We start from the raw sequence: 24,180 nt of genomic DNA on the forward strand, positions 1-24,180 counted from the left end.
GGTTTTGAGGTTATTCCGTTAATAAAAATCGCATTGGAGCCACCGCTTTGGTATATACCACAATGGAGCCACTACTCCCAGGACGCAAAATGCCCGGCGGTCCGTCTTTGTCCACAAATTCCAGCAGCAATTCATGAATGTTTTGATCCAAGCCCTTAAGGTCAAATGAAATGGGGGCTTCTTCCTGACTGAACAAGAAACGAGTCGGCGTAGGTACGTCCACATTGCCTACGTTCGCGTATTGAATCCGCATGGTGACAATTCGGTTGCGCCGGGTATTGGGCGGATGCAACGCCGCCGTGCTGATCAACTCTTCCGTATCGGTATTCTCAATCGAACACACAAACCCATTGTTGGCCGCGCCTACACCATTGCCCAAACTTGAGCCCTCTACGACTTCAAAGCCTTTTGCCAACACGGCGAGGGCACCATCTGCTTTTTGAGCTTGCACATCGTAATGACCAACCGCGGCTCCGCTGAGGTTGAAGGAAATAAAGGCTTGGGTAGAGTTGATGAAATACACTTGCTGGGCATTGATGACCGGCCCACTCGTCAATTTCAAACTCCAGGACATCGCTTCTTCAAATTTTCCACCCTCTACTTTGACGGTTACAGTGCCTGTGTTTCCGCCTTGTTTGGCTTGTACACTGCGAATTTCAAAGGGCACAATCCTGGCCAGTAGAGAGATTTTTTGCGCCGCGCCCTTTCGATTGTTCCCATAAGCGAGTAAGTAATACGTCCCGGCTCGGAGATTGGGCACTACTATCGTTTGTTTGCTCTTGAAGGGATCGCTGGAGGCGTACTCGTGGTCGGATCGGGTAGGGGTGCTCTGGTGACTGAGGTACAACTCGTTTACGCCATTGAGCGAATCGCCTTGCAGACTAATCAACAGGGTTTCACCAGCCAGGGAGTCAACTACCTCAATTTTGTAATAGAGGTTTTGTTCGTTGCTGAGTTGGTCGGCGGTGAGCACATTGATGGGGAGGATTTTCACCCCGATTTTAATGGTCTTGCTGGATACCCCAATGTTGTTGGTATCGTTGCGCTCAATGATGTTGTTCAGGCCGTCGGTTTGCACAATGAGGTGGTAAATTCCACTTTCGAGCCCCGGCACCATCATGCTCATGCTTTGTTTGTCTTGTCCACCGGGGGGCAGGTTGCCATTGATGATTTTGCTGCCCAAAACGCGGTCACTCAAATCCCACTGATTGTCTTTGGAGAGGTAGACAAAATCTTGGCGGCGGCCATTGGCCGGGTTGGTGCCTTTGTTGATGGTCGTCCATTCTACCGTCAGTTCGTTGCCGACAAATACGCTGTCGGGGTGCGCAATGGCACCCACTTGCAGGTCGGCGGGTGGCGGTACCACTACGTTGATAGCGTAAGAAACGAGGTTGTTTTGTTCCGAAGGCACCTCATACTCTGTATTGTTGGCATCGGTCTTGAGCCAAAGCAGGTAATTGCCTTTTGCGCTGATGGGGATGCTGGCTTCGGTGTTGACGGTATAGGTTCCTCCGGGATTAAGTGCTCCATCGCGGTTGACGCTTGCGACGATTGGATCCAGATTGTCCAAACGGGCATCCTGGGAGAGGTAGGCTTTGTCCACCCAACTCGAGCCCAAAGTCCCACCTTCACCTTCGTTTTTTACTGTCCAGCTGAGCGCCAGGGGCTGGCCTGCCACTGCATTGAGGCTGGTTTGGTAATCCGTGATGGCCAGATCTGAATAGTTGCGTTTTTTGAAATGTATGGCTTTGCCCTCGCGGAGTGAACGTACGTTGTTGAGCATATTTCCGTCGCGCACCAAACCCTTATGGTCACTGACCAACAACAGGTAATAATCACCACTGATCCCGGGTGGAAGTACAAACGATTGCCGGTCTTCGTAGTCTTCTTGTTCTTCCAGAGGGCCCTGCTCTGTCCAATCGCTGATGAACCGATCGCCTGGATCCCACTTCTGGTCGTTGGACAGGTACACCCCGTCGTACCAGTAGTAGTAATCCCAAACTTCAGTTGAAGAGCCAATGTTGTTAACCGTCCAGCGGAGATTGACGCGTTGCCCGGATTGCAGGGTGTCATTGACGTCTGCTTGTACACTCAATAGGTTCAAATCTACCGGCGGTGGGGCGCTCACATTGATCGGGATACTCCGCAAGGTGTTGTTGCCTTCATCGGTATGCTCGTAAATGGCATTGATCGCGTCGGTAAAAATGTAGAGGTAACATACTCCGGTCATCGCTGCGCCTGGCAACATGGGGAGGTTAAAATTGATCGTACGCAGGTACGATGCCTGCGGTGATAAACTTTGCACGATATCAACGTCCTGGAGTGGTTTCGCAAATTCCGGCATCCAGATCGGGGACGCGGAGAGGTACAAACGGTCTTTCCAAACCCGGTTGCTGATGTTTCCTTCGCCTCGGTTTTGTACGGTGTAGGTAAGTTGTACCGCATTCCCAGCTATCATTTTGCTGGGCACGCCTTCGATCTTGCTGACTTGTAGGTCTGGCCAGGGCGCCAAACTGATGTCAACCAGGGTTAATGCGCTATTGTTGCTTTCATTCCCGTTTTCAAATACCTTGTTGTTGGCATCGGTGAAAACCACTACGTAGTATCGCCCACTGATGCCATTGGGTAAGGTGATGCTTTTTTGCCGCCTGGTGTTTTGCGCTACTTCCAGTGCACCTCCGTATTCGATCGAATCGAGCCGGATGGATTTACTGACCTCAAAGCTCGAACTTGGCGATAGGTAGATCAGGTCGCGACGCTGGACGTTTGCTAGGGCTCCAGGGCCAGCGTTTTGAACGGTCCAGGATACATTGATCGTTTGCCCGGAAATGGCGCTTCCGGGAGCGCTTAGGTTTTGTACCGCCAGGTCTGGACTCAATACCGTGGCGGCTTGGTCGCTGCGCCGGGTGTTGTTGTCTTCTTTGTTGTATTCAAAGATGTTGTTGTTGACATCGGTCATTACAAAGAAATAATAAGCGCCATTGATGTTGTTCGGGATGGCAACTTCGCTGGTGACGCTGTAGGAACTGTTCGGAAGCAAATCTCGATTGTACTGATACTGGGAGCCAATGTATATGGCCTGGTTGTTGAATACTGGCGATTTGCTGATGTAGATTTCATCGCCCCAACTGCCTTTCGCGCGTGAGGCGCCTAAGTTGTTGACGGTCCAACGAATGGCTACTCGTTCTCCATTGCTTACACTGAGTGGGGCCTGTAGACTTGTTACTTGTAAATCGGGCGGTGGGGTCAGCGTGATGTCCATGGTGTCGCTCCGGCCACTGTTGTTGTTCTCGTAGGCGTATTCAAAAACTTGGTTGTCAAGATCGGTGGTGACATGAATAAAATATCGCCCCGATACCCCTTTGGGCAAGGCTATGTTTTCTTTGCGGGTATAGGTTTGCCCGGGCTGTAGGTTGCTGCTGTGGGGATAGCTGCCAAGTACAATGGCACGATTGGGCACCAATTCCGGGTCTGGTGAAAGGTAGATGCGGTCTCGCCAAACGCCTTCTACCGTGGGGCCTTTTCCAATGTTGCTTACGGTATAAGAGATCGGAATGAATTGTTCCGAAAAAGCATTGAATGGCGCAATGACTGAACTGACAGTAAGGTCTGGCGGCGGGGTCAGCTTGATGTCAATTCCGGTAAACCGGGTATTGTTGTTGTCGTTGAACTCCCGGATGTAATTGAAGTTGTCGGCAATGACAAACACGTAATAGCGGTCCTCTACTTCTTTGGGGAGGGTGAATTGTCCCATTTGGGTGTAACCTTCACCCGGGTTGAGGGCAATGTCATTGTATACTGCCCCTAAATAATAGTCATCCTGGGTATCTAGAACCGAATCTTGAGACAAATAAACGGCATCGTACCAACGGATATCACCGGTACTGCTGGTTCCTTGATTGGTCGTCTCCCAGGTTATTTCTGCTACCTGACCGGAGAAGGGGGCATTGGGGACTTTGATTTGTTTGACAATCAAGTCGGGTAAACTTTTGACTTTGAAGGTTTGAATGGGGCTGGAGACACTGGAACAGGGGTTTCTGGCAACTACCTTCCAGCGGTATTGGGTGCCATACACCAAGGCTTGACTGAATTGATAACTTAAGCCCGTGAGATTGGCCACCGTTGGCACGCTTGGCTCTATGCCAATCGCCAGCCATAAGTATAGGTCGTAGCTTGCTGCATGTTCAATGGGCGACCAGGAAAAGAAGGGCTGGCTTGCTTCTACTTCTGGCTCGTTGTTGGCGGGTTGTAAGCTGCTGAATTGGGCGTTTGATGCAATCGAGCGATAATTGCGGATGGTCTTTTCTTTGCTGTCGTTGAAGATGTTTTGCTCAGTGTTCAGGTTGGTGAAAATTTTGAGGTCGTAATCCCGATAGGCCGATAGGTTGATTTTCGTGCGTAGGGTATAGTCGGCTGTGGCTTGGTTCAGGACTTGAAACGCCCCTACATTTTCGCGCACAACTTCTACGCCATTGACCATCACCACTACCTCAAATCCACTTTGAACTTGACTCCCAAAATTGGTAATGGACACCTTTACGGTTTCTGCGTTGCTAAAGTTACATGCGGTATTGGGGGCCAGTATGGCGGAAATTCCGAGGTCGTTTTTGAAGCTCACTTTTTGCTGTTGCCAAGGCTCAAACATCACGAAGTCGCTTACTTTGTTGCCTTTGCCTCCTGGGTTTTTCTGGGGATGTAAGGGGCCGGTAGGATCGCCCCACCAGTTAAGGGTGGCGTCTACATTGACCGTGGTGGCATTTTGTACCCCAAAATCTATGTTTTCAAAAATGTTGCTGTTTTTCACCCTTACGGTACCGCCTTCTTTGTATACCCCAACTCTGTTTTTAGTGAAATCACAACTGTCTATCGTAGCATTGGAACTTCCGGATACCACTATCCCTCGGGTATTGGCAACGAATTCACAATTGGCGATCAAGGGTGGAGCACTGTTGTTGATCAGTAAGGCACCATATTGGGGGTTTTGGGTTGAAAACCCACCATAACGGAACTTGCAGTATTTGAAGCGACTATTGGTGCTATTGTTCAAGGTGATACCGTGCCAGTCTCCGCGTTCAGCCGGGTTTGCTGCACCATTGAAATAAGTGTCGCCTCCAAATTCATCGTCATTGGCGGAGGTAAAGACAATGGGTTCGCCTAAGGTGCCTTCGGCGCGGACTGAGCCATTGACAATGATCCGGTTGTTGTAATAGTCATCTTCTTGTTCGTGTACTTTGACGACAATCCCAGGTTCAATGACCCAATTGAAACCTGTTTCTAAGGTGATAAAATTATTGGTGAAATATGGGATGTTTTTTATACCTGCAAAGTCTCGTTTCTTTAAGATGAAATCTCCTTTATCGCTATAAGTAGTCGGAATTAACCCAATGGCTCCGATGGTCAAACGGTCGATTTTATTGTCCTCCAAACTGGGGTTAGCGGTAAGCGCCATGGATACTGCCGTCCAACCACAATCAATAAAGCTATTGCCACTGATTTTGGGGGTGGAGAATCCTGCGGCTACTACTCCTTCGGAGTTTTTGAAAAAAGTACAATTGCTGACGGTGGGTTTACTTTTGCCAAGTGATCGAATGGCGCCGAAGCCACTCTCGCTACTATAGTTGTAGTAACCTCCGTACCTAAAAATGCAGTTGCTGAATTTACTGTCCTTACTTTCGTTGGCGATAATAAATCCATACCATTCTCCAAGACCAGGCTTATTAAGGCTGCCATCATTGTTGGTATCGCCGCCGTATTCATCATCCGTTTCAGTGGTAAAGATGATGGGTTCTGCTGTTGTTCCTTCCGCGGTAAGTACCCCATCTACTTTAACCCTTACATTCTGTCCTGCATTGTCGGGTTTATTGAATTTAAGGATTACACCTGCTTGAATCTTCAAACTGATGTCTTTGCTTAGCGTAATGTCTTGTTGTATGTAGTAGGGGATATTGTCAATCCCCGCCAAACTGAGCTTTTCTAGGGTGTAAGTACCTGTTCCCGTATACTCTCCCGGAAGGATACCGACCGCATTGATGGTGTTTCTGGTAAAAACAATATTGGAAAATACCGGCGAAGCACCAAGTGCTACAGAAATGGGCGTCCAACCACTTGCCGTAAAGGTACAATCAGCTATATTGGGTTTCGATCCATTGCCCACCACAATTCCTTGAGCATTGCTGAAAAAACTACAGTTTTTAATGCTTGGTGCACTCGTACCCAAAGCACGGATAGCACCGTATTGGTCGGTTGGAAAATCGTTTAGATAGCCCCCATGCCTGAACTGGCAATGTTCAAATGAGCTGCCTGTTCCACTGGCGGAGGTAATGATCACGCTATACCAGTCCCCTAGTCCTGCTTGGGTGTTTTTTCCATCGTTGTGGGTATCTCCGCCAAAAGCATCATCCCGTGAAGAAGTGAAAATAATGGGATCCTCTGCTGTGCCTTTGGCAATTAATTTCCCATTTACGGTAATGGAAACCCTGCTGCCATTGTTCTCTCCTTTGAGTTTTAGAATGACTCCCGGCTCAATGGTAAGGGACACACTTTGTTCGAGCGTCATGCTCTCTTCCAGGTAATAGGCGTTATTGCTGCCATTGTTGGCATCTACAATTTTGCTCAGCGTATATAACCCAGCGGTATTATAGGTACCCCCAATCAGCCCAATCGCGTTGATTCCGTTGTTGACAAAAGTATTGTTGCTCAATTTCGGCTTGCTCGAGAGATAAACGGAAATGGGAGCGTTTTCTGATTCCGTAAAATTGCAATTGGAAATGCTTGGGGAGGCGTTAATCCCTACTGTTATTCCACGGTTGACTCTGAAAAATTGACAATCGGAAATATTCGGGCTTCTCGTATCGCTAATTTTAACGGCTGCATCGGAATCAGAATAGTAGCCACCGTAGCGGAAGGTGCAAAATTTCAGGCTGCTTTGGTTGTTTTGCAGTATAATCCTTCCCCAATCTCGGTTGGAAGGTTTCGCTGTTGCTCCATCGTTGTTGGTGTCTCCGCCATATTCATCGTCTTTTATCGATGTGAAAATGATGGGCTCGGTAGCGCTTCCTTCGGCCTTGATGCTGCCTTTGAAGTCGTAATTCTCATATGGTGAAGCGAACTTGATGATCACACCAGGTTCTATGGTCAGATTGACATCTTGATTAAGGGTTAGTGCGTCTTCAATGACATAAGATGCAAAAGGAAATTGCTCTGGCTTTATTTTCTTGAGGGTATAATTGGCTGGATCGGTGTAAGTGCCGGGAACAATGCCAAGTCCGTTGATTTTATTGTTGATGAAATTGTTGTTTTCGAAGACTGGATTGGAGGATAAGGAGACGGAAACAGGAACGGTAGTATTTTCTTCAAAAACGCAATTTCTAATGATTGGCGCAGCACCGGCGGTTGAGTAAATACTTTTATCATTTTTGAAGAAGGTACAGTTTTCAATTGTGGGGTTACTGGCTGTTATCAACAGCGCAGCCTGCTGATTGAAGTAGTATCCCCCGAAACGGAATTGGCAATTTTTGAAACTACTTGCAGTAGTACGAACAACAACGGTTCCCCAGTCTCGGTCAGTAGGTTTGGCAGTGGTGCCGTCATTATTGGTGTCTCCACCGTATTCATCGTCCTTTACAGAAGTGAAAATGATGGGTTCAGCAATGGTTCCTTCAGCCTTAATGTTCCCTTTGAAATCATATTCTTCGTATTGAGTAGCAAACTTGATGACCACACCTGGTTCTATGGTCAGATTTACATCTTGATTGAGTGTTAGTCCATCTTCAATGACATATGATGCAAAGGGGAATTGCTCTGGCTTTATTTTTTTGAGGGTATAGTTTGCTGGCCCAGTGTACGTTCCAGAAACAATACCAAGTCCATTGATTTTGTTGTTGATGAAATTGTTGTTTTCGAAAACAGGATTGGAGGACAAAGCGACGGAGACAGGAACCGTAGTATTTTCTCTAAAAACACAATTTTTAATGATTGGCGCAGCGCCGGCGGTTGAGTAAATACTTTTATCATTTTTGAAGAAGGTACAGTTTTCAATTGTGGGGTTACTGGCTGTTATCAACAGCGCAGCCTGCTGATTGAAATAGTATCCTCCGAAACGGAATTGGCAATTTTTGAAACTACTTGCAGTAGTACGAACAACAATGGTCCCCCAGTCTCGGTCAGTAGGTTTGGCAGTGGTGCCGTCATTATTGGTGTCTCCACCGTATTCATCGTCCTTTACAGAAGTGAAAATGATGGGTTCAGCACTGGTTCCTTCAGCCTTAATGTTCCCCTTGAAATCATATTCTTCGTATTGAGTAGCAAACTTGATGACCACACCTGGTTCTATGGCCAGATTTACATCTTGATTGAGCGTTAGTCCATCTTCAATAACATAAGAGGCAAAGGGGAATTGCTCTGGTTTTATTTTTTTGAGGCTATAATTTGCTGGCCCAGTGTACGTTCCAGAAACGATACCAAGTCCATTGATTTTGTTGTTGATGAAATTGTTGTTTTCGAAAAAAGGATTGGAGGACAAAGCAACGGAGACAGGAACAGTGGTATTTTCTCTGAAAATACAATTTTTAATGATTGGCGCTGCGCCGGAGGTAGCGTAAATACTTTTATCATCTTTGAAGAAGATACAGTTTTCAATGGTTGGATTACTGGCTGTTATCAACAGTGCAGCCTGCTGATTGAAGTAGTATCCCCCGAAACGGAATTGGCAATTTTTGAAACTACTTGCAGTAGTACGAACAACAATGGTCCCCCAGTCTCGGTCAGTAGGTTTGGCAGTGGTGCCGTCATTATTGGTGTCTCCTCCAAATTCATCGTCCTTTACAGAAGTGAAAATGATGGGTTCAGCACTGGTTCCTTCAGCCTTGATGTTCCCTTTGAAATCATATTCTTCGTATTGAGTAGCAAACTTGATTACCACACCCGGCTCAATAGTCAAACTGACATCTTGATTGAGGGTTAGTCCATCATCAATAACATAAGAAGCAAAGGGAAAGGTATTTGAATCAATCTTCTTCAGGGTATAATTCGCTGGCCCAGCATAAGTACCTACAACAATCCCCAAACCATTGATCCCATTTTGGACAAAGGTATTTTCAGCCATCAAGGGTTGACTACCGAATGAAACCGAGATGGCCATTTTTGTGGTACGTTCAAATCGGCACTTGTTGATTGTTGGTTTTCCGCCTTGCCGAACGTATATGGACTTGTGCGTACTGAAAAAAATACATTCGCTGATGGTTGGGCTGCTGCCTTCTACATCAATGGCCGCACTAGTACCAAAATAATAGCCCCCGTAACGAAATTGGCATTTGAAAAAGATACTTCCTGAACCGCTGCTGGCTTTGATTTGAATAGACTCCCAATCTTGGTCGCTTGGCTTGCTTGCTGCCCCATCTTTGTTGCTGTCGCCACCGTATTGATCGTCTTTAGCGGAGGTGAAAATGATGGGTTGAGCATCGGTACCCTGAGCTACGATGTTGCCATTGACCACAAATTCATCGTTTGCACTGGTGAATTTAACCACTACTCCAGGTTGGATGCTTAACGTAACACCAGCTGCAACCGCCGCGCTACTGCCTAGTAGATAAGGGCTCCCGGCGCTTGTCCATACGGTATTGCTGTTGATGGTAGTGTTGATGGTAGTTTGTGCTAAACTGCTTGTAGCCGCGAATAAAATAAGGAGGGAAAGTATAGGCTGTGTTCTTTTATAGGGCATAGGAGTAGTTTTTTACAAATATAAATAATCATTTTGAAGTAAAGAAGGGGTAATGTTATTTTAGTGTTAAATGTGGATTAAAAACGTATTTTGAAAACACTTTACTTGATTTTTAGGTGCTTACAACTTTTTAATACAAAATTGAAGGTGGTTTCAATTAATGAAAATCAGGATAGGGTAGGGGAGCAATTTAGGTGCAATGTGTTGCAAAATCCGGGCTTTCGGGGCATCGCTATAAGGCGGGCAAATTCTTCTACATAGTCGTCGGCAGGGGAGGGGAAGCCCGCTGGGACCGACTGGAAATAGGGCAAATGGGTCTGAACCTGGCTGATTTCAATGACGGGCACACGTGTGTCCGCCTCACTCTTGGTGCTGCTCATGGTTGTTTTCGTTGTGAGGCCTTGTTTGATGGCCTCCGTTTCATAGTATGTGCTAACGGGCGGGAAATTTAAAAGTATTTGTGTTTAATTTTGCCAATTGCATTAGATTTTTGTTTTTTTGGATGTGTGAAAAGGGAGATGTGAGGGGGTATGGGAGGCGTTTGTATGAAAATTCAACTTTCTGGCATTTAAGATTGGAGGAGATTCTGAGCATCGTCAATGCGTTGCACGAGGCCTTCAAAGATTACTCGTACCGAGAGGCATAGAGTACTTTTTTCAAAATGCGGTTTTTTAAAAAAGGGACGCTGCACCTGGTGTTCAAGGATGTGGACTTGCGTCGGGAGTTGACTCGTTTTGTGTGGGGTAAGAAGGGATGGCTTAGGGAGGAGGTTTGAGTGAGGACTGGACTTTTACTTTTTACTTTCCATTATGAAATATTATAAATACTTTTTACTTTTATGTAAATAATTAAATAAACTCCATGCGGCTATTGATCAAGAATACATTAGTTTTTATGTCTATCTCTTTGCTCAGTTGTTGTAACAAATTAGAAACTGGAAGTAAAGATAATCTTGCAATTAATAATCATATGCTTTTGGCTGTCCTTATCGCCTTACCAATCTTTTTTTTTATAGTCTCTTTGGTCCAATTTCTAGCCTTTAAGCAAAAGGCCATTATTTACTACTCAATGTATTTATTATCAATGCTATTTTATTTTATATACAAATGTAGTGATTATGAATGGTTTGGAAATAGCACTCATTGGATTAATGAACATAAAAATCAACTTAAATCAATTGCAAATTTTTTACCCTATATGTGCTATTTTTTATTTGCTAAACATTTTTTTAACTTTCAAAAGGAAAAACCAAAAGTTGCACAAATTATTGATTTAGTTGTTTATGGACTGATTGGCTATTTTTTTCTAGACCATTATATGTTCGAAGGAAATCTCTTTTATGGAGCTGCTGCTATCCTTGCGATTGTATCAATTTATGCCTTTTTACAGGTATATCGCATAAAAGACCTTTCAGCTTTCTACATTCTCACAGGTACTATGTTTTATATGATTGGTGCTATAGTTTCTTTATTTATGTATAAAGATTCTTCTTTAAAAATTACTTCAGTATGGGAAAAAGACATTCTCTATGATGGCCTAGGTATGTTTATTGAAATTATATGCTTTATTATTGCCTTTATGTATAGGGTAAAAATTAGTGAACAAGAGAAAAATAGATTGGAAATAGCAAAACTAATACAAGATCAGAGACATGAGGCCGAGAAAAAGGCGATTCATAAAGATGCTCAAGAGAATCTAAGAATGGATTTGCATGACTTTTTAAAATCAGCATTAAGTGCATTGAAAGGTAATGCAAACATACTTAAGAGGGAAACAGATGTTGTAGAGTTGCAAAAAGGGTACATTCAAGCTGAGCAAACACTTACATTGACCTTACATTTAATGGATGGCTTGATTGCTATTCTAGCTCCGGACCAGCCCAGTATTCCCGTTTTAGAGAAAATAGCCCTAGATCATTTTCGATCACAATTTGATGAAAAAAGAGGGCATAGCATTAGCATTGATTTTGATCAATCAGTACCATTTATGGACCAAATATTACCTCTTGAAGTAACGCATACATTAATGGCAGTAATAACAGAGGGTATTCATAATGCCTCTAAGTATGCTAATCGTGAACAAATAATCATAAATTTAGGATTTAGATTGGAGAACGATACCCATCTAATCATGACGTTAAGTGATAATGGCCCTGGATTTGATGTAAAGAGTACCTTGAATAACTTAAATCAGAGAAAAGGGCATGGATTAGTCAATTTACAAAGAAGGGCTAGAAAAAGTGGAGGGGCCATGCACATCGAATCAGACATTCAGGGTACCAAAATAATAATTAAGCTACCTTATTCTCCCATAAATTAGGGATTGACATGAACCAAAATTTTCTCTTACCTTTAACTTTCAAACAATTTAATTTTTTATCCATATCTAGCTAATTATGTCTGATTTACTTACTTCTTTTCTCCTATATGAGGATTCTCGTGATTTTGCTGAGATGGTTATTCGAACTATAAAAACCAGGCCAGATCGCTGGATTCTAAAGGAATGGTTGCAAAATACGCGTACCTTGCTGAATGACATGAGTTTACACAAGCCTGGTATCGTACTCATGGACATTCACATGGAGAGAGAGAAAGAAGGTTTAGAAGCTCTCTCTGTCATTAAACAGAATTTTCCAGATAGTAAGGTTATTGTATTGACCGACTTCACCCAAAACGAAAATATTTTTGATGCTTTTTGTCTACGTGCAGATGGATTTTTGGATAAGAAAGCTTTTAGCGACAAAATTGAATCGGCGATCGAAGATGTACAGGCTGGAACAGTATTCATCAATGCCTCAATCGCGCAGAAACTGCAGGGATTATTTCCTAAAACTAACAGCTTTGTAACCAATGAACCTAGCCTTACTCCTCGAGAGGAAGAAGCGCTAAATTGGCTTGCCCGGGGGTATTCGTATAAAATGACTGCGGATAAAATGGACATAAAAGATTCAGCAGTCATGTCACATGTAAAAAATATGTTTGTTAAACTTCGTGTACATTCTGCCACCGAGGCAGTATATAAAGCCCATCAGAAGGGGATTCTTCGATTACTTAATCGTCCTTTTGATCATTGGATAGAAAACCTAATGCATTGTTTTCGTAAAACGACAATTGTTCGATTTGGTACTGAGAGTAAAGTACAACTAGTATTTAACTGCCCCGTTATCCGCAAGAGTCTATCAGCAGAAAAAGAAAATGAACTACTTCTATTTGTGGAAGAAACAATTGCTGCTGCACCAATTGCAATTAGCCGTATAAATTTAAACCTGCAATGGGCCGGAAATATTGGCAACCGAGACTCCATTTTATTAGTGACTATTAGTTCTACTCCTGGCGAAAATTCTGTGCAACGTGTATTTAGTTTGGATTGAAATTGTATCTTACTTATATCCCTTCGAGAGCTTTTAGACAATTTATTCCGGCGCTAACTCATCGATTCCGGTTTAAGGTAAACTCCTCCAAAAGTAACATTATGGCCAAAAACAACCCCATGAATAGGGGATGGGGGCTACTGTATTTATCAACATTTGGGGAGATGAAGTGCTTCAAATTATATGTTTACTGACATTTGTGGTGTTGACCGATTATTACTTTTTGTTGCCGCGGCAGAATCAAAAAGTAACTTTTTCTTCACCTTAATAAAATCAAAAACATGTGACCTAAAGTTCAGTTTAATTTTTGTGTTTTTTACTTTGACTTAGCTCAGGCGAATATTCTGATTGGAATATGTGTAAATCTGAGGCGTCATTTTTCAAGAATTCAAAGCATTTTTCATCCCAAAAATTTTTTCAATGGCAATTAAACATGCTTCATGGACGCACGGAAGCGGCGTTCAAATTGAGAATCCAGAGAACCTTAAACAAGTAACGCGCTATGCTTTTTTTACGAAGTTAGTTGGTAAACCAGGTACTGGAACTTGGGTGCATTTTGCAGTACCAACTCCGGTAATTGTAGACAATCAGCGCTTAAAACTAGAATCAGCAATGATTCGTGTTCGCTGTAATTCTACCAAAGTTTGTGTAGCCAATTTCCATGTATGTGATGGGGAAGATCGCTTCTTTGTGAAGGATAGGCTTAATTTAGCTGTTCTAGATTGGCAATCCCCTCTACATAGAGAGCTGATTCGCCCCGAGCGCCCTGTTCTATGGGGAATTGGAGTTACACTCTACATCGCATTCAATGGTACTACCGACGCTGAAAACACGATTGAACTAGCGAGTGCAGGTTGCGATTTCAGTAATTAAAACATCTCAAATCCAGGTGGCTATGCTAAATTACTGTGTAGCCACCTTCAAAACTCAATCTACACCTATGAGAATCATCATCATTTTTTTCCAGTTGCTCACTTCCTTGCTTTTGACAGCTCAAAACTTTCAACTAAGCCCACAACAATTTGGCGCAATCCCCAATGATGGTAAAGATGATGCTTTGGCCTTGCAGCAATGGATTGATGCTGTTGTGGCTAATAAACAAACGACGGGTTACTTGCCCGAAGGGATTTATGATTTACTTAGTGGGGATCGAGGCCTGTATTTTGATGGAGCAAATGCTAATTTTGTTGGAGACGGCCCGGAGCGTAGTATTATACGAGCTGGCATCAATATAGAGGCTGTAGCAAGAATCAACGCCGGAGGGCAAAATATTTCGGGGATAAAATTTGATGCAAATCGGAAAGCAAACCATGGTTTATTAATGCTCAAAGGCGCTTATGGTTCTTTTCATCGCTGTGCAGTAAGTAATGCTTTGCAAGATGGTATTCTACTGCCGGGTGCATTCACTTACACCCCTAATTCACAAGAATGGTCTGCACGAGACTTGAAAGGTTTACCAGATAAAAAGGTTTTTAATGATCCTCTATTATGGGAAGAAATGAGTGTAGGCGGGAATGGCGTATTTTATTGTAGTCAGCAAAAATTGGTGATCGGTGGACCAGACCATACTGTAAATGTACTTGGGGGGCAATTAGAATATTCCGCCAGTACCCAAACCCTAATCGCAAGGGGTAATGCTACATTTCAACCCACAGCACCTCTGCCAAAAGCCAGGCTCGATGATCTGGTTCGCATTCCAGTACTGTACTCTTCTCTTCCTTTGTCAAGCGCAATTACAGTGCCAGGCAAAGCATTTTTTACTCAAAATGACCATCGCATCAGAATCTCCAACCCTGCTCTTTACAATTTGGGTATTCGCTCAGGAGATCAGATCACGCTTACTAAAAATGGAATCATCAAGAATTTTACGATCGCTAAGCTCATTTTTGAAGGTACCCATTGTTGGGTTAGTCTATTTAATCCTACGAATGAGCCAACTATGGATAATGCCGACTTCACAATTTCAACGCAGCAAATTTTTTGCATCACAGAAATCATCGATGATAAAACAGTAAGGGTTGTGGCATTACACACTAATAATTTAATTGCAAAATTACCTATAAGTATTCCGCCTTCTGATTATGTCATCATGACAGGCGACGGTGTTCGAGAAGAGCCTGGTTTAGATAACCATATCAATATTTGGATCGGAGGCGTTTTTAGAGGCAACGCCGGTTCAGGTAGATCACTTCGAGGCACGGCAGGCCACAATATCATTGGCGGATTGACGGACTATAATGGGGGGTATGCCCTGAGCATTGGAGGCATAGCCCGAAATACCGTTTGCCATAACACTTCAGTGAACAAGTTTTATTCAGAATCCAATCAGTGTGGAAACATTTTACTAGGAAGATGCAAGGCCGCATTCATCAATTCAGTACATGTAGGCACCCTTGAAGCCATTGAGCACTTTGCAGATGGAACATTTTCAACTTATGTCTATTCTGGCAGCGAAATCAACGGGAGCGGTGTACAACTGAGCAAAGCCACCAACGGCGTAAATTTCGGTAATTGGAATTTCAACATCAGTAATGACGAGGGTGTTCCTTTGATTGATAATCGGGGGGGCAACAAAGCACCAGTGATGCCTATACGAGGACGCACAGTAGAAGTTGGGGTACCTGCAAACGGGTTTATTGATTTGCCACTCGAGGTGGGGTTCTATAACTACTGGGTAGCCCCGGAAGTATTAAACCAGCATAAATATATTCCTAATGTAACGTTAGTTGGTACACAAGCCCCCGTAAGCATGACCGGAATGTTCAATGAAACCTATGGTTCAACAGGCCCAGCCACCAGCTCGATAAAATTTATTGCCAGAATCAGAAATACCGAGAACTATGAAGTTCGTGTGAAAGCCATTCCGACCCTTCAATTCGTCATCTACTAACCAAGAATCCATGAAAACCCATTTTGGCTATTCGGAAATTTCAAGGTACAATGCTCCCTACACTCACACGACACCTCAACTCACACTTTCTGGTGTGCCGACATTGGGCACTACGACAATTTCTTTTTCATACTAAGGTGTCCGTAAGAGGGCCGAGAAATGAAAGGAAAATGGGGAGAAAGTCAATCTATTTAACATAATGTAGATTATGGGGCAAAGAAAAAGAATGTATATCGGCAAAAATAATTATTTTTCTTTTTTGAATTATCATAAATTTTAACCTATTGATTTTTATGTTTGTAACATTTATATTTGCATAAAATACATTAAGCCAAATATTATTACATTCCCAAGTCGTCTTGCTTTACTTCCTCAAATGTTTTACCTGTAAAGCAAAACATCAAAACCTAAAACCAGCAATGCCCCCTCAGGTTGACGTAAAAAACCCGCCCAACCAAAGAGGTGATTCTAACACCTCTTCTAGCTCATTCACTCAAGAACGTGCTACTCAATCTAACGCCATTCAAATTCCCCAAATATCCCTACCCAAAGGCGGTGGAGCAATCAAAGGTATCGATGAAAAGTTTCAGGTTAATGCTGCGAATGGGACTATCTCATTTAGCGTACCGCTTCCGGTAGCAGGGGGACGAGGTTTTGCTCCACAATTAGGCTTAAGTTATAACTCAGGCGCAGGTAATAGTCCGTTCGGCTTTGGGTGGAGTTTGGGACTTCCCTCCATTTCAAGAAAGACTGATCGACAATTACCACTTTATCAAGACGCAATTGGAAATAAAGGCTCCGATTCCGATACCTTTATATTATCTGGTGCAGAGGATTTAGTCCCTTTTCTGATTTTGTCCAACGGCAATTGGATTCCCAAGACGGGCGAACGTAGTATTGCGGGTGAGGGTGATTATTGGGTGAAGTATTACCGCCCCAGAATAGAAGGCTCATTTGCCCGAATCGAATTGTGGCGACACAAAACTACCAGTAATACTTATTGGAGAACCATCACTCCGGACAATGTCACCACTATTTATGGCAAATCACCGGCCGCCAGAATCGCCGACCCTGCTGATCCAACCCGAATATATGAATGGTTGATCGAGCGCAGTTACGACGACAAAGGGCATTTAATGGAGTTTGAGTACAAAGCAGAAGATTCTGAAGGTTTGCCCCTAAGCCAGTTGCATACGAAGAATCGAACAAAAGGTGGAGAACTTGCCTATACAAACACTTATCTTAAACGTGTACGCTACGGCAATCGCGATTCTTTTGTGGCACTCAGAGGCGGACAAGGCGGATATACAGGTGATTTTTTCTTTGAAACCGTTTTTGATTATGGTGAATTTGACCAAAACGAACCCTGGCGAGGTGAGGTAAATCCGTGGGCATACAGGACCGATGCGTTCTCAATGTATCGCGCCGGGTTTGAAATACGCACTACCCGCCTGTGTAAAAGAGTGTTGCTTTTTCACCATATACCCGATGATGGGGGCCGGAGGGGTTATGAGGGTTTGGTGAGCAGTCTGGAGTTGATACATGGAAGTAATACCAATCTTCCAAATCAAAAAAGCATCTGGACAGAACAGGAAAACATATTCGATGCCAAACAACCAGATATTTTTACCTTCCTGACCGGACTGACCTCGAAGGGCTACCTGAAACATGAGGATGGCACGTATACCCATAAAGAAATGCCTCCAGCTTTGTTTCGATACCAGCCACATACCTGGAATTTGGAGGTAAAACCAGCAGGAAGCGATAGTTTAATCCATTCGCCAGTGGGCGTAGATGAGATCAACTATGCATTGATTGATTTTTACAGTGAAGGGATTGCGGGTATTTTAAGCGAGCAACAAGGCGCGTTGTTTTACAAGGAAAATTTGGGAAATGCCCAATTCTCAGCTGCCAAATTGGTATCGCCCAAGCCTTCTTTTGCCGGAATCAGTTCGGGTGCCATGCTAATTACCGACCTTGAAGGCAACGGAATGAAGCAGTTGAGCATGTATGGCAAGGGCATAAGCGGCTATTTTGAATTGACTCCAGAAGAGCAATGGCAACCATTTCAAGCTTTTGAACAAGTACCTAATATTGATTTTGCCGACCCTAACCTGCGAATGATTGATTTGGATGGGGACGGAAAGCCCGACCTCATGCTGACCGAGCACGATGCTTTCGTTTGGTATCGGGCAGACGGTAAAAAGGGCTATGAAGCCTCTACTCGGGTCGCAGCGCAGTACGATGAAGAAAAAGGCCCAGTCTTGGTTTTTGCCGACCAAACGCTGAGTGTTTTTTTAGCCGATATGAGTGGCGACGGACTGACGGACCTGGTGCGGATTCGCAATGGCGAAATCTGCTACTGGCCTAATCTGGGATATGGCCGCTTCGGGGCTAAAGTCAGCATGGATTATGCACCGGTATTCGATACACCTGATCAATACCACCCGCAATACCTGCGCTTGGCTGATATTGACGGTTCTGGTATTACCGACATCCTGTATCTGGGGCAGGGCAAATGCCATTGCTGGTTTAATTTGAGTGGAAATGGCTGGTCGGAAAAGCCCATTCAAATTCCTTTGCCACATATAGACAACCTGACGCAGGTGACCGTGGCCGATCTGATGGGCAATGGCACGGCCTGTCTATTGTGGTCATCGCCGCTACCAGGTGATTCAGGTGCTCCAATGCAGTATATTGACCTGATGTCGGGCAAAAAGCCGCATTTGCTGCATCACTTTGAGAACAACATGGGTAAAGAAGTGGACTTTGAATTCAAGTCTTCTACTCATTATTATTTGGAGGATAAAAAAGCGGGTGGGCCCTGGGTAACAAAATTACCGTTCCCTGTGCATTGTTTGGAAAAAGTGGTGGTGCGCGATCTGATTCGGGATACGGTTTTTGCCAATTCCTATCGTTATCATCACGGCTACTTTGACTACGAGGAGCGGGAATTTCGGGGCTTTGGCCGCGTGGAGCAGTTGGATACGGAGACGTTTAACTTGTTCTCGCGCCGAATCGGACAAAATGTTGTGGCAGAGGAACACCACCAACCGCCAGTACGCACGGTGACCTGGTTTCATACCGGGGCACTGATTGAAGGAAAAAAGATGCTCGATCAGTACGAGCAAGAGTATTATAAAAACACAGTCGTTGAGGAATACCACTTGCCCGATCCCGCTGCGCCGATAAATGTAAATACCGAAGAGTACCGCGAAGCCTTACGCGCTTTTAAAGGAATGGCTTTGCGACAGGAAGTATACGCCGACGACGATACCGATAAAGCTAACATCCCCTACTCCACCAACCGGGCTACCTACCAAATCCGCATGGTGCAGCCCAAAGGGGATAATGAGTATGCTTCATTCCAGATATTTGGTGGGGAAACGGTTTCCTATGGCTATGACCGCAACCCCGCTGATCCTCGTATCTCTCATTCTATTATTTTGGAAAGCAATGAGTTAGGTCAATCACTGGTGTCGTCTTCCATCGTTTACTCAAGGATGACGCGACCAACGGGGGCCGATTCTATTCCCGATGTGGTGTGGGATGAGCAAAACAAAGGCCATATCGTTGTCTCAACGGGCCGCTATACAAACGATATTGATGATTTGACGCTACTGCCCAATGATTACCGCTTACGGACGGCTTGTGAAAGCAAATCTTATGAGTTGCTGGGGCTGAATATTTCGGCAATCCGATATTGGGATCGGGAAAACCTGTTGGCAGAGTTTAATGCCGCTGCTGAAATTCCTTTTGAACAAGAGGGCGACGGCAGCAAACAAAAACGCCTGTCAGGACATAATCGGGCATATTTTTTGAAAAACGACTTGTCCGATCCGACTGTTCCGGCCAATCGCTTGTCGCTTGGGCAGATGGAAAGCCTAGGTATTGGGTATCGCAGCCTGGAAATGGCTTTTACGCCCGGTCTGATTACCCGGCATTATGGCGCCAGGGTAACCGATGCCATGTTGACAGCGGCCAAATACGAGCACAGCGAGGGCGACCTAAACTGGTGGATACCCGGCGGAACTGCCATTTATCCACCAGATGCCGCCACCCAATTTTATTTGCCCATTGGCAGTCGGGACGTCATGGGAACCGAAAATCGGGTGGAATACGATGCTTTCAAACTCGCGATAGTGAGCGCAACCGATGCCAAGGGCAATACGGTCAGCGCTGAAAACGACTACCGCATATTTGGCCCAGTGTTGGTGACCGATCCCAACGGCAACCGTGCGGCGGTGGCAACCGATGAATTGGGCATGGTTGTCCGTTCAGCTATTATGGGCAAAGCAGGGGCCGGAGAAGGTGATACCCTGGCCGACCCTACCGCTCGGATGGAATACGACCTGTTCAATTGGGCCACTAACCGCAAACCCAATTTTGCCCATACGTTTGCCCGCGAGCAACACGGCGCCACCAATCCGCGCTGGCAAGAAAGTTATGTGTATTCGGACGGCAGCGGAGGCATTATCATGGCCAAGGCGCAGGCCGAACGCGGCCCGGCTTTGCGCTGGAATGAGGCCATCCAAACTTTGGAAACCGTCGGCGATGAAAACTCGCCCCGCTGGATTGGCAACGGACGCACCGTACTGAACAACAAGGGCAACCCCATCCGGCAATACGAACCCTACTTCAGTACGACCCACGAATATGAAGCGGATGCGGCATTGGTAGAAATAGGTATATCACCAGTTTTGTACTACGACCCCATAGGGCGCAACTACCGCACGGAATTCCCCAATGGAGCTTTTGCCAAAGCGGAATTCGATCCCTGGCTCTCCAAAGCTTATGATGCCAACGATACCGTCCGCGACAGCCAATGGTATGCCGATCGGGGTAGTCCCGATCCGGCAGGAGCAGAGCCTGCCGATCCAGAAAGGCGAGCAGCCTGGCTAGCCGCCAAACACCACGATACCCCTTCGATAGTACATACCGACAGTTTGGGACGCACTGTTTACGCCATTGCGGATTACGGCGGCGGTAAAACCACTGCTGTGCGGTCAGAAACCGATCTGTTGGGGCGTTATTCCCGCGTGTTTGACCAGAAAAACCGCCAGGTGGCTACCGGGTTTATCAATATGCTTGGGATGTCCATGTACGGCGAAAGCGCGGAAAAGGGCGAACGCTGGATTTTTCAGGATGCTCTGGGGCGTTTGGTACGCATTTGGGACAACACCCAACGGGAATTTTTCACAACCTACGACATTTTGCACCGTCCGGTTGGCGCTTTTGTGCGCGAAGGCGGGAACGACACGCTGTTTAACTACACCGTTTACGGCGACGACCTGCCCGATGCCACCGCCCGCAGCCTGAACCTGAAAGGTATTCCTTTCCGGGTGTACGATACCGCGGGTGTGCTGGATTTGAAACGTTTGGATTTTAAAGGCAATCCCTTTGAAATGGAGCGGCGCTTGGTGCGCGATTACAAAAATACCATCAACTGGGGTGCATTGGCGGGTGCAGGAAACGTAGCTGCTATAGCAGCCGCAGCTGAACCCCTGCTGGAAACGGAGATTTTTACCGCCGCCAGCACCTACGATGCACTAAGCCGACCTATTCAGACCATTTTGCCGGATGGCACGGTCATCCGGCCTACTTACAACGAAGGTAATGGCTTAGACAAACTCGAAGCCCGACTGCGTGGTACAGGCGCATTCCGCACTTTTTTGGAAAAACAGGACTACGACGCCAAGGGCCAACGCCAGTACGCCGAATACGGCAACGGCTTGGTGACCCGCTACTTCTACGACCCCAAAACCTTCCGGCTCACCAACCTGCTGACCGACCGGAAAGGCAACAACCCCGACCCCATTACAAATACTACTGCACTACAAAACCTAAAATATAACTTCGATCCCGTAGGCAATATCACCCAAATGCGCGACGACGCACAACAAACGCTTTATTTTCGCAACGCCGTGGTCAGCCCGATGCAGACCTTTGAGTATGATGCCATATACCAACTGATCCGCGCAACCGGGCGCGAACACGCGGGGCTGAATCCCGCCCAGCCTGCACACGGCGATATGCCAGCCCTGTCGCCAGTGCCGCATACCAATAATGCCAATGCAGTACGAATCTATACCCAAACCTACGATTACGACGATCTGGGCAATATCACGCGAATGGCGCACCGCACACCCGGCGGTGACGGTAACTGGACGCGCTTGTATCGCTACGCTTTTGATGCCAACCCTGCCGACCGTACCAACCGATTGATCGGTACCAATCGGCCCAATGAGCAAGACGGCTCTATCAATGATACCAACTACTTGTACGACCTGCACGGCAATATGACCCGAATGCCGCATTTGCAGGTGATGGGCTGGAATTTTTTAGACCAGTTGCGTCGGGTGGATTTGGGGGGCGGCGGCGAAGCTTTTTACAATTACTCTGGTGGCGGGCAGCGGGTGCGCAAAGTCATCGAGCGCAACGGCGGTACCCGCATCGAGCACATTTATTTAGGTGGCATAGAAATTCGCCGCGAGCGCAATGGCGATAACCCACAGCGCTTGGAACGTTGGACAGTGCATATTTCCGACAACACGGGTCGTATAGCCCAAGTGGATACCAAAACAATTGATACCCTTAACAGCGACCCCGACAACCCGCTGAATACTCCGCTGATTCGCTACCAATACGCCAACCACCTTGGCTCGGCGGTATTGGAGACGGATGAGACGGGTGTTGTGATCTCTTATGAAGAATACCATCCCTACGGAACTTCAGCTTACCGTGTAGCCAAATCCACTGACGACCTCAGCCTGAAACGCTACCGCTTCTCCGGCAAGGAGCGGGACGATGAAACGGGCTTGTATTACTTTGGAGCGCGGTATTATGCAGCTTGGTTGGGAAGGTGGACGAGTAGTGATCCGGCGGGATTTGTGGATGGGGTAAATTTATATAGGTATTGTTCAGCAAATCCTGTTATGATGCATGACCCAAATGGAATGGAGGGCGAACATAAACCTGGGATGCCCATTATTGATATGGATACAGGTAAAGAGGTAGGATATATTTGTGGGCCGGACGGACATATACATTATTATGCAACATCACCCCCTCCTTCATCGTCGTCTCAACCAAGCACACCTAAGCAAAATACAAAACCCAAACCAAAGCCAGCAAAACCAACATCTAAACCTAAGGATTCTGCGCGTACGCCTAATAAAACGTCAGACCCAAACACAGAAAGTGGCAATCAAACTGGAGGAGATAATGAACAAGCGGGAGGAATTTCTCCACTACTACGCCCTAATATTCAACCGGGGCCATTGCCTGATTCTTTGCCTGCAACAAAACCAATACCAAAGATTGATTTGCCTCAAGCACTGCCAGGAACAAATTTTGAAGCAGAAGCTGAAGCGGGACAAAAAAATGCTCGCGCAGCCAACCCAGGTGCATACTCCTCCCCTGGAGTACACGCTCACCATAATTTTAAATGGAGAGAGGGTGCAAAATTAAATTTAGACCCAAGGATTACAAATGATCCTCGGAGAATAACTCCCCTTCAGTCTATTGGAAGGAATGTCACTGACCCTGCTTATCCAAAGTCAGCTCCAAAAGGAATATCTGGTGGACCATATACTACACCACATAAATATGCTGATAATGGATCACATCCCTTTCATACGCAAGAACAGCAACGAAAATTTGGAGATTATTTTACTGATCGGACAATTCATGGAAGGGCAAGCCGGGCTTCTCAAAAAGAAATGACCGGATCAGCCGGGCCAAGGCTCCCATATATAGTTGGCCCCACGCTAAAAGGAGCGGCTGGGGCATTAGGAATAGGGCTTGCGAGAAATTTCATTCCTTTATTTGCTGAAGCAGAAATTGGAATTGAGTACGTTGGAATGTATGCAACCGCAAATGGTATAGGTGCTGGCACAATAGTAGGGGAAGTCGCGGCTACTGCTGCCGCAGCACCTGCAGCTGTTGCTGGAACAGCCTTAGCCGCAGGTGTTGCCGGCTATGTTATCGGAGGTACTATTGGTCATGCTGTAGAGAGGGCTACAGAGAGTAAGACAGCTGGCGTTTTGGCAGGTACAGCCTCTGGCGCTGCGGTAGGTGCTGCGGTAGGTGCAGCAGTAGGGGTTTGGTTTTTTGGTATCGGAGCTGCACCAGCGGCAGCAATTGGTGCTCTAGTAGGCGGGATAGGAGGCTTTATCGGTTCATATTGGTAAAGTTGAATTC

At 45.7% G+C, this 24,180-nt stretch carries 7 protein-coding genes; 6 read left to right on the plus strand and 1 reads right to left on the minus strand.

Annotated features, from left to right (window positions below; genetic code table 11):
• Positions 1-10: 10 nt before the first annotated feature.
• Entirely contained in the window at positions 11-9,718 is a 9,708-nt protein-coding gene (locus SFV55_RS26765) for a right-handed parallel beta-helix repeat-containing protein (RefSeq protein WP_320032656.1), read from the minus strand.
• Positions 9,719-10,379: 661 nt separating this feature from the next.
• On the opposite strand from SFV55_RS26765, the gene SFV55_RS26770 reads away from it, so the two are divergent.
• The 6 genes from SFV55_RS26770 (at position 10,380) to SFV55_RS26795 (ending at position 24,170) form a co-directional block, all read left to right on the plus strand.
• Positions 10,380-10,493: a DUF4942 domain-containing protein gene (locus SFV55_RS26770; protein ID WP_320032657.1), complete on the plus strand. Its 114-nt coding sequence runs from the start codon at positions 10,380-10,382 to the stop codon at positions 10,491-10,493.
• A gap of 86 nt (positions 10,494-10,579) precedes the next feature.
• A complete protein-coding gene (locus tag SFV55_RS26775) occupies positions 10,580-12,037 on the plus strand; it encodes a 7TM diverse intracellular signaling domain-containing protein (protein ID WP_320032658.1) in 1,458 nt (485 codons plus the stop codon).
• A gap of 76 nt (positions 12,038-12,113) precedes the next feature.
• The gene (locus SFV55_RS26780; RefSeq protein WP_320032659.1) at positions 12,114-13,088 is read left to right on the plus strand and encodes a response regulator transcription factor; all 975 of its coding nucleotides are present in this window, start codon (positions 12,114-12,116) and stop codon (positions 13,086-13,088) included.
• A 420-nt stretch (positions 13,089-13,508) separates the two neighbouring features.
• Complete coding sequence (locus SFV55_RS26785; RefSeq protein WP_320032660.1) at positions 13,509-13,961, plus strand: DUF6623 family protein; 453 nt, start codon at positions 13,509-13,511, stop codon at positions 13,959-13,961.
• 67 nt (positions 13,962-14,028) lie between these two features.
• A complete protein-coding gene (locus SFV55_RS26790; RefSeq protein WP_320032661.1) occupies positions 14,029-15,978 on the plus strand; it encodes a hypothetical protein in 1,950 nt (649 codons plus the stop codon).
• Positions 15,979-16,397: 419 nt separating this feature from the next.
• On the plus strand, positions 16,398-24,170 hold the full coding sequence (locus SFV55_RS26795; RefSeq protein ID WP_320032662.1) for a SpvB/TcaC N-terminal domain-containing protein: 7,773 nt from the start codon (positions 16,398-16,400) through the stop codon (positions 24,168-24,170).
• The last annotated feature ends 10 nt before the right edge of the window (positions 24,171-24,180 follow it).

It is taken from the genome of Haliscomenobacter sp. (assembly GCF_033763495.1).
Classification (GTDB): domain Bacteria; phylum Bacteroidota; class Bacteroidia; order Chitinophagales; family Saprospiraceae; genus Haliscomenobacter.

Bases quoted from the DNA above. Each gene is read 5' to 3' on its own strand.
- SFV55_RS26770 (WP_320032657.1), top strand. From the start codon at position 10,380: ATGCGGTTTTTTAAAAAAGGGACGCTGCACCTGGTGTTCAAGGATGTG.
- SFV55_RS26780 (WP_320032659.1), top strand. From the start codon at position 12,114: ATGTCTGATTTACTTACTTCTTTTCTCCTATATGAGGATTCTCGTGAT.
- SFV55_RS26790 (WP_320032661.1), top strand. From the start codon at position 14,029: ATGAGAATCATCATCATTTTTTTCCAGTTGCTCACTTCCTTGCTTTTG.
- SFV55_RS26775 (WP_320032658.1), top strand. From the start codon at position 10,580: ATGCGGCTATTGATCAAGAATACATTAGTTTTTATGTCTATCTCTTTG.
- SFV55_RS26795 (WP_320032662.1), top strand. From the start codon at position 16,398: ATGCCCCCTCAGGTTGACGTAAAAAACCCGCCCAACCAAAGAGGTGAT.
- SFV55_RS26785 (WP_320032660.1), top strand. From the start codon at position 13,509: ATGGCAATTAAACATGCTTCATGGACGCACGGAAGCGGCGTTCAAATT.
- SFV55_RS26765 (WP_320032656.1), bottom strand. From the start codon at position 9,718: ATGCCCTATAAAAGAACACAGCCTATACTTTCCCTCCTTATTTTATTC.